Origin of the sequence: Plantibacter sp. lyk4-40-MEA-4, from assembly GCF_030209415.1 — a bacterium.
GTDB lineage: Bacteria > Actinomycetota > Actinomycetes > Actinomycetales > Microbacteriaceae > Plantibacter > Plantibacter flavus_A.
Window position 1 is genome coordinate 182,198 of sequence record NZ_JARVSA010000002.1, and the last position, 13,797, is coordinate 195,994.

Genomic DNA, 13,797 nt, shown 5'->3' on the forward strand with positions numbered 1-13,797 from the left:
GGACACGACGAAGGCCCCGGATCACTCCGAGGCCTCGTCAGTCGCGTGGGCGACTAGTTGATGCGGGTGTACTTGTTGTCGTCACCGTACTGGTAGATACCGATGGTCGCCTCGGTCGGGTCGCCGTTCTCGTCGAACGTGATCGGACCGGAGTTGCCGTCGTAGTCGATCTTCTTGCCGTCGGCGATGGCCTTCGCACCCTCTTCGAAGGTGGTCACCTTCTCGCCCTTGTCCTTGCCACCGGACACGGACTGGAGCTCGGCCGCCATGTCGGCACCCTCGGTCGAACCGGCCTGCAGCGCCGCGAGGGCGAGCAGGATGACGGCGTCGTAGGATTCAGCCGCGTAGCTGTAGTCCTTCAGCGGCTCGCCACCCTCGTCCTTCACGAACGCCTGGAGGCGGTCGGTGAAGTCACCGAGCTTCGCGGTGTCGAGACCGGGCAGCGTGCCCTTGGCGCCCGTCAGCGTGCCCGGAGCGAAGTCCGCGCTGTAGTCGGCGAGGTTGCCGTCGACGAAGTAGAGCTTGTCCGACGGGAAGCCGGCGAGACCGGGGACGATCGTCTTGGTCTCCTCGAACGCGATGATCGCGATCGCGTCGGGGTTCTCCGCCTTGACCGCGCTGATCTGCGCGTCGAACGAGGTGTCACCGGTGTTGTACGACTGCTCGGCGACCACTTCACCGCCGGCGCTCTCGAACGCCTCCTTGGTGAACTTCGCGAGGCCGGTGCCGTACGAGTCGTTCAGGTAGATGATGCCGAGGGTGGCGTTGCCGTCCTCCGCGATCAGGTTCCCGAGGACCTCGCCCTGCAGCACGTCGGACGGCGCCGTCCGCCAGTAGAGACCGTTGTCGTCCCACGTGGTGAAGTCCGCGGAGGTGTTCGCCGGGGAGAACTGGATGACGCCTGCGCCGGTGACTTCGTCGATGAAGAGCTTCGACACACCCGAGGACGCTGCACCGATGATGGCGGTGACGCCCTCGGAGAGCAGACGGGGGACCTCGGTCGCGTACGCCTTGTTGTCAGAGTCACCCGAGTCGCCGAGCGTCAGGTCGATCTTGATGCCGAGGTCTGCGTCGTTGACCTCCTTGACCGCGAGACCGACACCGGCCTCCTCGGGCGGGCCGAGGAACGCGAGGTTACCGGTCTGCGGCAACGCCGTGCCGAGCTTCAGGGTCAGGTCGCCAGCAGGCTTGCTGCTGCTGCCGCTGTCGCCGCTACCACTCGAGGCGCAACCGCTCAGGACCAGCGCGCTGGCTCCGATCAGTGCGATACCACCGAGAACGATGGAACGTGGGCGGGAGCGAGCGGCCGTGGCCTTCGAAAAGACGCTCATGGTACTCCTTGCTTGTCAGAAGAGTGGCAGCTCCAGGGGCTGCCGTTGAGTCAAGTTATCCGCTGCACGTGCGCTGGACAATGTCGTTGACGTTACAAGCGTGTAACACGACCAAATCGTTACCTCAGGAGGGGCTGTTTCGCGCGTTTCCTGCAGTGGTCGCGCGATCAGCGCTGGAATCCGCTGTTCAGATGCTCGTCGAGCGGCGCCGTTCGGCCCCGACGGCCCGACGACCACGGGTGGAGGCGACGAGCATGTCGACGGTGAGGATCGCGAGCGCCAGCCACACGAGACCGAAGCCCAACCAGCGCTCCGGCGGCATCGCCTCGTGCAGGACCGCGACACCGACGACGAACTGGATGATCGGTGCGAAGTACTGGATGAAACCCATCCAGGTGAGCGGGAGGCGGCGCGCCGCCGCCGCGAACAGCAGGAGCGGGACGGCGGTGATGACGCCGGCACCGACGAGCAGCAGGGCGTGCCCGACGCCTGCGGTGCCGATGGTCAGCCCACCGGTCACGCCGACCGCGATGAGCTGGGCGATCGCGACCGGCATCAGCCACACGGTCTCGAGCGTCAACCCGGACACGGCGTCGACCGAGCCGCCCACCAGTTTCTTGATGTAGCCGTAGAGGCCGAATGAGAAAGCCAGGATGAGGGCGATCCAGGGGACGCTGCCGTGTCCGATCGCGAGGACGAGGACCGCGATCACGCTCACGACCACCGCGGCCCACTGGGCCGGACGCAGCCGCTCCCGGAGGAAGAAGACGCCGAGGAAGACGGTCACGATCGGGTTGATGAAGTACCCGAGCGACGCTTCGACCACCTGGCCGTTGAGCGCGCCGTAGACGTAGGTCTGCCAGTTGACGTAGATGAGCGCTCCGGCGAGGCCCATCGTCAGGACGATGCGGCGCTGGCGGAGGATGCCGAACAGTCGACGCCAGGAACGGGTCGCCAGGATGAGGACGGCGCAGAAGACGAGGGAGAAGAGGATGCGCCACGCCACGACCTCGAAGGCGCCGGCCGGTGCGAGGGCGATGAAGTAGAGCGGGAGCGCTCCCCAGAGGCAGTAGGCGGCGACCGCCGAGAGCAGTCCGGACCGGCTCCCCTGCTGGGGCACGGCCACACTCGCACGTCGATCCACTCCCCCGTCGACGGAGACGGGGTGGATGTCGACGTCGGCTGGATCGCTGGGGTTCTGCACTGGTCCAGGCTAGACCCGCGACTCCCCGCGACACCCTCCGAAAACGGACACAGCCCGAACGGCGAATGCCATTCGGGCTGTCGAGCGGCCTGAGCCGCCGGATCCGTGCGCTGGTGACTAGCGGACGACGACTGCGAGGACGTCGCGCGCGGACAGGACCAAGTAGTCCTCACCGGCGTACTTGACCTCGGTGCCACCGTACTTGGAGTAGATCACCTTGTCGCCGACGGCGACGTCGAGCGGGACGCGGTTGCCGTTGTCGTCGATGCGACCGGGTCCGACCGCCACGACCTCGCCCTCCTGGGGCTTCTCCTTGGCGGTGTCGGGGATGACCAGACCGGAAGCGGTGGTCTGCTCTGCCTCGACCTGCTTGATGACGATGCGATCCTCGAGCGGCTTGATGGAGACCGACACGGTTGACCTCTTTCTTGAAACGAAGACGTGGTTAGCACTCACACTGCGAGAGTGCTGATTCCAGTGTAGGCATCTTCTGGCACTCATGCAATGCGAGTGCCAATCAGCGGCTGCTACCGTTGCCGGATGCATCCAGCTCCGCCCGAGGCCCACTGACCATGGACCGTTCGGAACTCGTCGAACTCCTCACGGCCGACGGCCTCAGGCTCCTCGACTCCCTGCCGCCCTACCCGACGAAGGACGAGGCCGTCCGCCTGGTCGGGCGCCTGCGCAAGGAGGGCCACTCCCCCGAGCTGGTCGCGGCGGTCCTCACGCAGTCGCGGCTCAGGCAGAAAGCCGTCGGCAAGTTCGGTCCGTTCGCCGGCCGCATGCTGTTCACCGAGGCGGGCCTCGAACAGGCCACGCGCCTTCCCGTCGCCGCGCTGCACGCCGGACGTTTCGCCCGGGCCGGCCTCACGCGCGTCGCCGACCTCGGCAGCGGCATCGGCGCCGACTCGATGGCCATGGCCTCGCTCGACCTGGAGGTCACGGCGGTCGACATCGACGAGGTCACCGCGGCCATCGCCAGCTACAACCTCGCCCCGTTCCCCACGGCGACCGTGCGGAACGCCGCCGCCGAGGACGTCTCGCTCGACGACTTCGACGCGGTCTGGTTCGATCCCGCGCGGCGCACCGCAGGACACGCCGACACCGCGCGGTTGTCCAGTGCCGCCGACTACACCCCGTCCCTCGACCTGGTCTTCGGTGCGGCGACCAGCCTCCCCACAGGCGTCAAGCTCGGGCCCGGATTCGACCGCTCACTCATCCCCGACGACGCCGAGGCGCAGTGGGTGTCGGTCGACGGACAGCTCGTCGAGATGGCGCTCTGGTTCGGCCCGCTGGCCCGTCCCGACGTCCGACGGTCCGCGCTCCTCCTCGCGGACGGCGTCCACCACGAGTTGCACGCCGAGGCCGACGCCGACGACGCCCCCGTGCGGGAACTCGGCGACTACGTGCACGAACCCGACGGGTCGGTGATCCGGGCCCGACTCATCGGCGACCTCGCCGTCCGCTTGGAGGCCGGCATGCTCGGCCAGGGCATCGCCTACCTGACCTCCGACACGGCGACGACCTCGCCGTTCGCCACGACCTTCCGGGTGCTCGAGCGGCTACCGATGGACGAGAAGGTCCTCAAGCGCACGATGCGGGATCGCGGGATCGGTGTCCTCGAGATCAAGAAGCGCGGCGTCGACGTCGACCCCGCGGCGTTCCGGAAGCGCATGGCGCTCAAGGGAGACGGCTCGGCCACGATCATCCTCACGAGGATCGCGGGCAAACACAGTGCGCTGCTCGTCGAACGGGTGACACCGGCCGCTGACGTCTGACCCGACGGTGTCCGCCGAGCCGCAGCGCCCCGAGGCGGATCAGGTCGAGACGTACCCGATGATCACGACGACGCTGTAGGCGAGCCAGCCGACGGAGCAGGCGAGGCCGACGAACCCGGTCACGAGGCCTGTGAGGGCGCGGCCTCGGCCCTGCGGCTCGCGACGCCTGGCTCCGAATCCGAGGACGATGGCCGCGATCGACAGGGGGAAGCCCCAACCGACGAAGACCGACACGACGAGACCGACGAGACCGGTGATGAGCGACCAGGTGCTCCGTGAGGTCCCGGTCGACGCGGCAGGGCTCTGCGTCTGCGACTGCTGGTACGCGGCGTAGCCGCCCTGGCTCGGTGCCTGGTAGACCGCCGTCGGCACCGTCTGGAGATAGGTCGCGTGATCGCCCTGCCAACCCGCTGGTGGAGGGGAGGCCTGGCCCTGGGGCTGGTACGGCTGCTGAGGTTGGTAGGGCTGCTGCTGGCCCTGGGGCTGGTACGGCTGCTGGGGCGCGTACGGCTGCTGCCGGCCCTGCGGCGCGACAGCCTGCTGGGAGGGCTGCGGCGGCTGGTACTTCGACCAGGGCTGCTGGGCCTGCGGCTGGTGAGGAGGCTGCTGCCCCCACTGCTGCTGCGGCTGCCCGGTGGGCTGCTCGGCCTGCGGCGGGCGCGACTGCCCGTCCACTGCACCGTCCTGGTGCTGAGGTCGTCCGTCGGGGTGCTCGTGCTGATCCATCGCCGCTCCTTCGATCCGTGACCGGGTACCGGCCCATCCTATGCGCCGACGTCCGCGCACCCGGTCGACGGCCGGGAGACGGCTGGTCGAGCGGTCAGTACACCTGGATCTCGGTGACCGGCAGGGTCGAGTCGGCGCCGAAGTCGAGCGAGGACGGCTCGTGCCCGGCGGAGATGAGCTGCGCGGCGAGTGCGGCGATCATCGCACCGTTGTCGGTGCAGAGCTGCAACGGCGGGATGCGGAGTTCGATCCCGGCCGAGGTGGTGCGTTCGGCGGCCACCTCGCGGAGCCGCGCGTTCGCGATGACGCCGCCCCCCAGCAGCAGGCGGGGCACGCCGAGCTCGGTGCATGCTCTGACCGCCTTCGAGATGAGCACGTCGACGACGGCCTCGCGGAAACTGGCGGCGACGTCCGCGACGGGGACCGGCTCCCCCGCGTCCTGCTTCGCCTCGACCCAGCGTGCCACGGCCGTCTTCAGGCCGGAGAAGGAGAAGTCGTAGCGGTGCCGCTCCATGTCCTTCGGCAGGCTGAGTCCGCGGGGGAAGCGGATCGCCTTCGGGTCGCCGCCGACGGCCGCACGGTCGATCTGCGGCCCGCCCGGGTAGGGCAGGCCCAGAATGCGCGCGACCTTGTCGAAGGCCTCGCCAGCCGCGTCGTCGATGGTCTCGCCGAGCAGTTCGACGTCCGACACGAGGTCCCGCACGAGGAGCAGCGAGGTGTGCCCGCCGGACACGAGCAGGGCGATCGTCGGGTACTCGATCGCCCCGCCTTCGGAGTCGAGGACGTCCGCGCCGACGTGACCGACGAGGTGGTTCACGGCGTACAGCGGTTTGCCGAGGGAGACAGCGAGCGCCTTCGCTGCACCGACGCCGACCATGAGTGCGCCGGACAGGCCGGGGCCACTCGTCACCGCGACGGCGTCGAGGTCGGCCAGGGCGACGCCGGCCTGGGCGAGCGCCGCCGTGAGCGTCGGCTCGAGCGCCTCGAGGTGGGCGCGCGCGGCGACCTCCGGGACGACCCCGCCGTACCGCGCGTGCTCGTCCATGCTCGAGGCGATGGTGTTCGCCAGCAGGTGGTGTCCGCGGACGATGCCGATCCCGGTCTCGTCGCAGCTCGTCTCGATGCCGAGGACGAGCGGTTCTGCTCGGTTCACGCGATGCTCCCGGGGTGCTGGTCGGTCTGGTCGAGCGGGGACTGGCCGTGGGCGGGCATGGGCGGCCTCGGCTGGACCGTGAGTCGCATGACGATGGCGTCGACGTCGTCCGGCTGGTAGTAGCCGGGGCGGACGCCGAGTTCCTCGAAGCCGAGACTCCGGTACAGCGTGATCGCAACGGGGTTGTCGGCCCTGACCTCGAGGAAGACCTGGGTGACGTCCTGCTGCCTGGCCTGCTCGATGAGCGCCTGCATGAGGAGTCGCCCGAGTCCTCGTCCTCTGGCGTACCCGGCGACGGCGATGGTCTGGATGTCGGCGTCGTCGGAGCGGGAAGGCGCGAAGAGACCGCCGTAGCCGGCGAGTGTCGCGTCGTCGGCGTCGACCTCCTTCGCGACGAGGTAGTACCCGTGCGGCGACGACAGTTCGGCGCGCATCATGTCCGCCGACCAGGCGTCGTTCACGAAGACGGTGTGCTCGAGCTCCATGATCGCGTCGAGGTCGGCGACACCGGCGCGGCGCAGCGACCAGCTCACGCCGTCACCCGCTTGGCGCCCGCGGACATCGTGACGTCGGGTGAGCGGAGGTACAACGGCTCCTCCCCCGCGAATCCGCCATCGGTGGCGAGGAGTGCGGCGGCGACCTGTCCCAACGCCCCGGCGGGGACGACGAGTGCGTCGAGGCGCACGGATTCGGAGGTCGGGAGGTCGTCGGGTTTCGCGAGGGCCGGCCCCTGGACGCGGACCGGGAGCCCGGCTGCGTCGAGTCCGGCGTAGCTGGTCCAGTAGCGTTCGCGACGGCGGGCGTCGGTGACCACGAGGAGCGTGGCGTCGGCTGCGGCGGAACCGGAACGGTAGGCGTCGAGCGCGATCGCATCGTGGCTCACCACGGGGTGCACCGGGAGGCCTGCGCCGATCCCGAAGCTGCGGGCTGCGGCGATCCCGATCCGGAGTCCGGTGAACGGCCCTGGTCCCATACCCGCGACCAGCCCGGTGAGCGCGGCGACCTCGATCCCGGCGTCGTCGAGGCATCCGGCGATGAGCGTCCCGATGACCTCGGCGTGCCGCATCGGGTCGTCGGAGGACCGTTCGGCCAGCACCTCGCCACCCAGGGTGACGACGGCGACGCTCGAACCCGCGGATGTATCGATCGCCAACAGCACGTCGTCCAGCCTACCCGGCGTCGATGGCGGGGTGCCGCGAGAGCGTGAGGGTCCGGCGCTCGATCGGCTCCTCGCCGGCATCGTCCGTCGCGGGTTCGTCGCCGGCTCCGGTCGGACGCTCGATGACGAGCTCGAACCACGTGGGGACCACGCCGTCGAGCAATCCCGCTCCCCATTCCACGACGACGACGGATCGGGAGAAGTCGATGTCGAGGTCGTCGAGTTCGAGCGCCGAGCCGAGCCGGTAGGCGTCCACGTGGACGAGCGGCGGACCTCCGACGAGGCTCGGGTGCGTCCTGGCGAGCACGAAGGTGGGGCTGGTGACGGGGCCGCGGACCCCGAGGCCCTCGCCGATCCCTCGCGTGAGGGTCGTCTTGCCCGCTCCGAGCGGCCCGGTCAGGACGAGAAGCTGCCCGGCGCGCAATGCGGCGCCGAGCCGGACGCCGTAGGCATGCATCTCCTCGGGCGTCGCCACGTCGACGGTGCCCGGGGTGAGGACGTGATCGGTCATGGCCGCTCCCTGGTCGTCCGGACGACGCGCGGTCCGATCCGGGTGACGAGTTCGTAGTTGATGGTGCCGGCGGCCTCCGCCCACTCCTCGACGCGCGGCGCGCCGGACGCCGGATCGCCGAAGAGCACGGCGTCGTCGCCCACGGCGACCGCGTCGTCACCGACGTCGACGACGAACTGGTCCATCGCGATCCGCCCGCACACCCGGTAGCGGCGTCCGTTGATGACGACCGGACCGGCGTTCGAGGCGCTGCGCGGCACACCGTCGGCGTATCCGAGCGGGATGAGGGCGAGCGTCGTCGCCGTGCTGGTCCGGTAGCTGTAGTCGTAGGACACCCCGGCACCCGGTTCGACCCGACGCACGGCGGCGACCGTCGCCCGGAGGGTCATGACGGGCCTGAGGCCGAAGGCGTCGGCCGAGCGGTCGACGTCCTCGGTGGGTTCGAAGGGCGAGAGGCCGTACACCGCGAGTCCGAGGCGGACGGCGTCGAAGCGGAGGGAGGGCTCGCCGAGCGCTGCCGCCGATGCGGCGAGGTGCAGACTCCGCGGCGTGAGACCGGCCTCCGCGGCGAGGGCGACACCGCGTTCGAAGCGGACAGCGGCGGCCCGGTCGTCGGCGGTGGAGGTGTTGGAGACGTGCGAGAACAGCCCGTCGACCCGGACGAGCCCCGCAGCCTCAGCGGCTGCGGCGGCTCGGAAGAGCTCCGGCCAGTCGGCTTCGGCCGCACCGTTCCGGCTGAGTCCGGTCTCCAGTTTGAACTGGACGACCGGCACGACGGACGGCCGATCCCGAGCGGCCTCGATCACGCGCTCGAGCTGCGCCACCGACGACAGACCGAGGTCGATCCCGGCATCGAGTGCGGCGCCGAACGCAACCTGCGGGCCGTGCAGCCAGGCGAGGATCGGTGCCGTGATCCCGGCGGCACGCAGCGCGACGCCCTCCATGATGTCGGCGACTCCCAGGCGATCGGCCCCGGCCTCGATCGCCGCGCGGGCGATCGCCTCGGCACCGTGCCCGTAGGCGTCGGCCTTGACGACGACGATGAGTTCACCGACGCCGGTCAGCTCGCGCAGGCGACGGACGTTGTGGCGCAGGGCGTCGAGGTCGATGATCGCCTCGCGGGTCGGGCGCTCGTCGACCTCGGACACGGGCGTCATCCTTCCCGCTCCGCGACGACGAACGCGACGGCGACCCCGGCGTCGTGCGTCATGGTCAGGTGCATGCTCGTGATCCCCCGCTCGGCCACCACACCCGCCGTGACGCCGGACAGCGCGAAGTCGGGCTTCCCCTCCGGGCCGTTCACGATCGCCATCTCCTGCCACCGGATACCGTCCGAGGAACCCAGTGCCTTGATGAGCGCCTCCTTGGCGGCGAACCGTCCTGCGAGGGACCGCAGCGGGAGGTCGCGTTCCGACGGGACGAAGAGCCTGGCCAGCAGGTTCGGGGTGCGCGTGATCGCCCGTTCGAACCGTGCGAGGTCGACCAGGTCCACCCCGATGCCGATGATCATCCCTCTACTCTACGGCCGTCGTGTGCGGCCCCGAGGCTCGCTCGACGGGCCACCTCGGACCCCGCGGACCGTCCCTACTCGACCGTGACGGACTTCGCGAGGTTGCGCGGCTGGTCGACGTCGAGGCCCTTCGCCGTCGCGAGCTCCATCGCGAAGATGTGCAGCGGGATGACGGCGAGCAGAGGCTCGAACAGCGGACCGGCGAGCGGGATCTGGATGACCTCGTCGGCCGAGGGCAGGACGGCGGCGTCGCCCTGCTCCGCGATCGCGATGACCCGGGCACCGCGTGCACGGATCTCCTCGATGGTCGAGATGACCTTCGGGTGCAGGATCGCCGAGCCACGTGGGCTCGGGACGACCACGAAGACGGGCTGGCCCGGCTCGATGAGGGCGATCGGGCCGTGCTTGAGCTCGCCACCGGCGAAGCCTTCAGCGTGGATGTACGCGAGCTCCTTGAGCTTCAGCGCACCCTCGAGCGCGATCGGGTACCCCACGTGGCGGCCGAGGAAGAGCACCGCGCGGGAGTCGGCCATCCAGTGGGCGAGCTGCGCGATCTTCTCGGAGGCCCCGAGGATGCTGGCGATCTTGTCGGGCACGCCCTGCAGCTCCTCGACCTGCGACGCCAGGAACTCCGGAGTCTGGGTGCCGCGCACCCGCGCGAGGTGCAGCCCGAACAGGTACAGCGCCGTGATCTGGGCGGTGAACGCCTTCGTGGACGCGACAGCGACCTCGGGCCCCGCATGGGTGTACACCACGGCGTCCGACTCACGCGCGATCGTGGCGCCCTGCGTGTTGCAGATCGACAGCGTCTTCGCGCCGGACTCGCTCGCGAAACGCACCGCCATGAGCGTGTCCATGGTCTCGCCCGACTGGCTCACCGAGATGACGAGCGTGCGCGCGTCGATGACCGGGTCGCGGTAGCGGAACTCGTGGCTGAGCTCCACGGTGACCGGGATCCCGGCCCAGCGCTCGATCGCGTAGGTGCCGACCGTGCCGGCGTAGGCGGCGGTGCCGCACGCGATGATCACGATGCGGTCGATGTCGAGGAAGAGCTCGTCGAGACCGGCGAGTTCGGGGATGACGACCTGGCCGCCCTCGACCCGCCCGCGGATCGTGTTCGCGACCGCATCGGGCTCCTCGCTGATCTCCTTCGCCATGAAGCTCGACCAGCCGCCCTTGTCGGCCGCCGAAGCGTCCCACTGGATCTCGAACGGCTCGGTCACCACGTGGTTGCCGGCGAAGTCGGTGACCGTCACGTCGTCGGGCGTGATGACGACCATCTGGTCCTGACCGATCGCGACCGCGCGCTGGGTGTACTGCACGAACGCGGCGACGTCCGACCCGAGGAAGTTCTCGCCGTCGCCGAGTCCGATGACGAGCGGCGAGTTCCGACGCGCGCCGATGACGACGCCGGGCAGGTCCTGGTGCATGGCGAGCAGGGTGAAGGCGCCGTCCAGGCGAGCGACGACGCGGCGGAAGGCTTCGGTGAGGTCGCCGGTGGAGCGGTACTCGCGGCCGATGAGCACGGCGGCGATCTCGGTGTCGGTGTCGCTCTCGAAGGTGAAGCCGTCCGCGAGGAGCTCCGCGCGCAGCTCGGCGAAGTTCTCGATGATGCCGTTGTGGATGAGCGCGAGGCGTCCTTCGTCACCGAGGTGCGGGTGCGCGTTGCGGTCCGTCGGTCCACCGTGGGTCGCCCAACGGGTGTGACCGATACCGGTCGAGCCCGGCGCGATGGGGTTCGCGGCGAGGTCCTCAGTGAGGACGGCCAGCTTCCCGGCGCGCTTCCGGGTGTTCAGCGAGCCCGTCGCGTCGAGCACGGCGATCCCGGCGGAGTCGTACCCCCGGTACTCGAGCCGCTTGAGTCCGCCCATGAGGACGTCCACCGTCTTGTCGTTCCCGACGTACCCTACGATTCCACACATGTAGAGCAGCATAATCGCGCGAGTTTGCGAGGATCCTGCACCAACCTCGAGGCGCCGACGCTCAGCGTGGGAGCAGGACGGTGCTGCCGGGATCCAGCGGTTGCCGGGCCCTTCCCCTGCCGCTGCTCAGAGCTTGCGGAGCAGCACCGAGGACACCGTGTGATCGGAGTCCTTCCGCAGCACGAGCTTCGCGCGTGACCGGGTCGGGCGGATGTTGTCGATGAGGTTCGGTTCGTTGATGGAGCGCCAGAACCCGCGTGCCTGATCGGCCGCCTCCTCGTCGGAGAGCTCGGCGAACACGTTGAAGAAGGAGTTCGGGTTCGAGAACGCGCCCCGCTTGAGCGCCATGAAGCGGTCGACGTACCAGGACTCGATGTCGCGCGTCCGTGCGTCGACGTAGATGCTGAAGTCGAACAGGTCGCTGATCGCGAGTCCGCTGGCCGTCGCGGCCGGTTGCAGCACGTTCAAGCCCTCGACGATCAGGACGTCGGGGCGCCGGACGACGACCTGCGCCGTCGGGATGATGTCGTAGCGCAGATGCGAGTAGAACGGTGCCCGCACCTCGGCGGCGCCGCTCTTCACGGCGGTGATGAATCGCAGGAGCGCCCGGCGGTCGTACGACTCGGGGAAGCCCTTGCGATCCATGATGCCGCGCCGCTGGAGTTCCTCGTTCGGATAGAGGAAGCCGTCGGTCGTCACGAGCTCGACGTGCGGGGTGTCCGGCCAGCGCGACAGCAGTTCGCGCAGCAGCCGCGCGATCGTCGACTTGCCGACGGCGACGGAACCCGCCACGCCGATCACGAACGGCGTCCGGAGCGCCTGGTCGCCGAGGAACCGGCTCGTCGCGCGGCCGAGGTCCTGGGTGCCCTTCGCGTAGAGGCTCAGCAGTCGGCTGAGCGGCACGTAGACCTCCTCGACCTCCCGCATGTCGAGACGGTCGCCGAGGCCGCGGATCTGCACGACCTCGGTCTCGCTGAGCGGTGTGGCCGTCTCCGGAGCGAGTCGCGCCCATTCGGCACGGTCGATCTCCACGTAGGGCGTCGGCTGCCCGGAGGCACCGCCCGTCGTCGTCGAAGTCATGCGATCACTCTTCCACAGCTGAGGTGCCGACCCGTCGCCGGACGACTCAGATGGCGAGTCGTTCGCGGACGACGTCGGCGAGGCGGTGCGCCAGGCGGTCGGCGGTCGGCTGGTCGGCCGCCTCGACCATGACGCGGACGAGCTGCTCGGTGCCGGACGGCCGCAACAGCACGCGTCCGTCGTCTCCGAGCTCGGCTTCGGCAGCCTGTACGGCAGCGTCGACGACCTCGTCGCCGGCGAGGCGTGTGCGGTCGACACCCGTGACGTTGACGAGGATCTGCGGGTACACCTGCATCACCGCGGCCAGCTCCGCGAGCGTCTTCCCGGTGCGCGCCATCTCGGCCACGATGTGCAGGCCGGTGAGGATGCCGTCGCCGGTGGTCGCGTAGTCGGCCATGATGACGTGACCCGACTGCTCGCCGCCGAGCGAATAGGCGTTCGCGTTCATCGCCTCGAGGACGTAGCGGTCGCCGACCCCGGTCTGGACGACGTTGATGCCGTGCTCGCGCATCGCGACGTGCAGGCCGAGGTTGCTCATCACCGTGGCGACGAGCGTGTCGTCCTTGAGCCTGCCTCGCTCCTGCATCGAGACCGCGAGGATGGCCATGATCTGGTCGCCGTCGACGACCTTGCCCGCAGCGTCCACCGCGAGGCAGCGGTCGGCATCGCCGTCGTGTGCGATGCCGAGGTCGGCACCGTGCTCGAGGACCGCCTTGGACAGGAGGTCGAGGTGCGTGGAGCCGACGCCGTCGTTGATGTTCATGCCGTCGGGGTCGTTGCCGATGATCGTGACCTTGGCCCCGGCGTCGCGGAAGGTCTCCGGCGACACTCCCGCAGCCGCGCCGTGCGCGCAGTCGAGGACGACATGGATGCCGTCCAGGCGGTTCGGGAGACTGCCGAGCAGGTGGAGGACGTAGCGGTCCTCGGCGTCGGCGAAGCGGATGATCCGGCCGACATCGGCGCCGGTCGGGCTGAGCTTGGGGCGGTCGAGGTATTCCTCGATCCGGCGTTCCACCGCGTCGGGCAGCTTCGTGCCGCCGCGGGCGAAGATCTTGATCCCGTTGTCGGGCGCAGGGTTGTGCGAGGCGGAGATCATCACGCCGAAGTCGGCGTCGATGTCGGCGATGAGGAACGCCGTCGCGGGCGTGGGCAGCACGCCGGCCTCGAGCACGTCGACGCCCGAGGACGCCAGACCCGCCGCGACGGCGGCGGACAGGAACTCGCCGGAGATGCGCGGGTCGCGTGCGAGCACGGCGACCGGGCGCTTCCCGGCGGCACAGCGGGCCTCAGCACTACGGCCTTGCCCAAGCACCACTGCGGTGGCTTGGGCAAGGCCGAGGGCGAGGTCTGCCGTCAGGTCGGCGTTCGCGAGTCCGCGTACGCCGTCGGTACCAAACAGCTGAGGCATCGAGCTTCGCTTGTC

General features: G+C 69.7%; 14 protein-coding genes. 1 reads left to right on the plus strand and 13 read right to left on the minus strand.

The annotated features are described in order from the left end of the window. Window positions 1-53 precede the first annotated feature (53 nt). From QRN44_RS02930 to groES, 3 genes are all read right to left on the minus strand, one after another. Window positions 54-1,331 (minus strand): ABC transporter substrate-binding protein, encoded by a 1,278-nt coding sequence (locus QRN44_RS02930; protein WP_121289665.1) that lies wholly within the window; start codon window positions 1,329-1,331, stop codon window positions 54-56. Between the two features lie 187 nt (window positions 1,332-1,518). After that, window positions 1,519-2,457: an EamA family transporter RarD gene (gene rarD, locus QRN44_RS02935; protein ID WP_079003853.1), complete on the minus strand. Its 939-nt coding sequence runs from the start codon at window positions 2,455-2,457 to the stop codon at window positions 1,519-1,521. 195 nt (window positions 2,458-2,652) lie between these two features. Further along, a complete protein-coding gene (gene groES / locus QRN44_RS02940) occupies window positions 2,653-2,949 on the minus strand; it encodes a co-chaperone GroES (RefSeq protein WP_056008047.1) in 297 nt (98 codons plus the stop codon). A 158-nt stretch (window positions 2,950-3,107) separates the two neighbouring features. Here groES and QRN44_RS02945 point away from each other — a divergent pair, with 158 nt between their 5' ends. Then, the gene (locus tag QRN44_RS02945; protein ID WP_285038229.1) at window positions 3,108-4,313 is read left to right on the plus strand and encodes a class I SAM-dependent methyltransferase; all 1,206 of its coding nucleotides are present in this window, start codon (window positions 3,108-3,110) and stop codon (window positions 4,311-4,313) included. A gap of 39 nt (window positions 4,314-4,352) precedes the next feature. Here QRN44_RS02945 and QRN44_RS02950 read toward each other — a convergent pair whose 3' ends face one another. From QRN44_RS02950 to glmM, 10 genes are all read right to left on the minus strand, one after another. Continuing rightward, complete coding sequence (locus QRN44_RS02950) at window positions 4,353-5,039, minus strand: DUF4190 domain-containing protein (protein WP_285038230.1); 687 nt, start codon at window positions 5,037-5,039, stop codon at window positions 4,353-4,355. Between the two features lie 94 nt (window positions 5,040-5,133). Then, window positions 5,134-6,192: a tRNA (adenosine(37)-N6)-threonylcarbamoyltransferase complex transferase subunit TsaD gene (gene tsaD / locus QRN44_RS02955; protein ID WP_285038231.1), complete on the minus strand. Its 1,059-nt coding sequence runs from the start codon at window positions 6,190-6,192 to the stop codon at window positions 5,134-5,136. Next, window positions 6,189-6,725, minus strand: coding sequence for a ribosomal protein S18-alanine N-acetyltransferase (rimI, locus tag QRN44_RS02960; protein WP_285038232.1), 537 nt, complete (start codon window positions 6,723-6,725; stop codon window positions 6,189-6,191). The genes tsaD and rimI overlap by 4 nt, the downstream gene beginning before the upstream one ends. After that, window positions 6,722-7,351 (minus strand): tRNA (adenosine(37)-N6)-threonylcarbamoyltransferase complex dimerization subunit type 1 TsaB, encoded by a 630-nt coding sequence (gene tsaB, locus QRN44_RS02965; protein ID WP_285038233.1) that lies wholly within the window; start codon window positions 7,349-7,351, stop codon window positions 6,722-6,724. The genes rimI and tsaB overlap by 4 nt, the downstream gene beginning before the upstream one ends. 10 nt (window positions 7,352-7,361) lie before the next feature. Next, on the minus strand, window positions 7,362-7,862 hold the full coding sequence (gene tsaE, locus QRN44_RS02970) for a tRNA (adenosine(37)-N6)-threonylcarbamoyltransferase complex ATPase subunit type 1 TsaE (protein WP_121289653.1): 501 nt from the start codon (window positions 7,860-7,862) through the stop codon (window positions 7,362-7,364). Then, on the minus strand, window positions 7,859-9,019 hold the full coding sequence (gene alr / locus QRN44_RS02975; RefSeq protein ID WP_502928549.1) for an alanine racemase: 1,161 nt from the start codon (window positions 9,017-9,019) through the stop codon (window positions 7,859-7,861). The genes tsaE and alr overlap by 4 nt, the downstream gene beginning before the upstream one ends. After that, a complete protein-coding gene (locus QRN44_RS02980; RefSeq protein ID WP_064296680.1) occupies window positions 9,016-9,372 on the minus strand; it encodes a holo-ACP synthase in 357 nt (118 codons plus the stop codon). The genes alr and QRN44_RS02980 overlap by 4 nt, the downstream gene beginning before the upstream one ends. Before the next feature lie 74 nt (window positions 9,373-9,446). Then, complete coding sequence (glmS, locus tag QRN44_RS02985; RefSeq protein WP_285038235.1) at window positions 9,447-11,294, minus strand: glutamine--fructose-6-phosphate transaminase (isomerizing); 1,848 nt, start codon at window positions 11,292-11,294, stop codon at window positions 9,447-9,449. A gap of 126 nt (window positions 11,295-11,420) precedes the next feature. Beyond that, window positions 11,421-12,374 (minus strand): type I pantothenate kinase, encoded by a 954-nt coding sequence (coaA, locus tag QRN44_RS02990; RefSeq protein ID WP_064296681.1) that lies wholly within the window; start codon window positions 12,372-12,374, stop codon window positions 11,421-11,423. Window positions 12,375-12,420: 46 nt separating this feature from the next. Then, window positions 12,421-13,782 carry a phosphoglucosamine mutase gene (gene glmM / locus QRN44_RS02995; RefSeq protein WP_285038236.1) on the minus strand — a complete coding sequence of 454 codons (1,362 nt, stop codon included), beginning with the start codon at window positions 13,780-13,782 and terminating at the stop codon, window positions 12,421-12,423. Between the last annotated feature and the right edge of the window lie 15 nt (window positions 13,783-13,797).

What these genes read in the sequence shown, in the direction of transcription:
- QRN44_RS02930 (WP_121289665.1), bottom strand. Translation starts at nt 1,331, where the DNA reads ATGAGCGTCTTTTCGAAGGCCACGGCCGCTCGCTCCCGCCCACGTTCC.
- QRN44_RS02945 (WP_285038229.1), top strand. Translation starts at nt 3,108, where the DNA reads ATGGACCGTTCGGAACTCGTCGAACTCCTCACGGCCGACGGCCTCAGG.
- QRN44_RS02950 (WP_285038230.1), bottom strand. Translation starts at nt 5,039, where the DNA reads ATGGATCAGCACGAGCACCCCGACGGACGACCTCAGCACCAGGACGGT.
- tsaE (WP_121289653.1), bottom strand. Translation starts at nt 7,862, where the DNA reads ATGACCGATCACGTCCTCACCCCGGGCACCGTCGACGTGGCGACGCCC.
- alr (WP_502928549.1), bottom strand. Translation starts at nt 9,019, where the DNA reads ATGACGCCCGTGTCCGAGGTCGACGAGCGCCCGACCCGCGAGGCGATC.
- QRN44_RS02980 (WP_064296680.1), bottom strand. Translation starts at nt 9,372, where the DNA reads ATGATCATCGGCATCGGGGTGGACCTGGTCGACCTCGCACGGTTCGAA.
- glmS (WP_285038235.1), bottom strand. Translation starts at nt 11,294, where the DNA reads ATGTGTGGAATCGTAGGGTACGTCGGGAACGACAAGACGGTGGACGTC.
- coaA (WP_064296681.1), bottom strand. Translation starts at nt 12,374, where the DNA reads ATGACTTCGACGACGACGGGCGGTGCCTCCGGGCAGCCGACGCCCTAC.
- glmM (WP_285038236.1), bottom strand. Translation starts at nt 13,782, where the DNA reads ATGCCTCAGCTGTTTGGTACCGACGGCGTACGCGGACTCGCGAACGCC.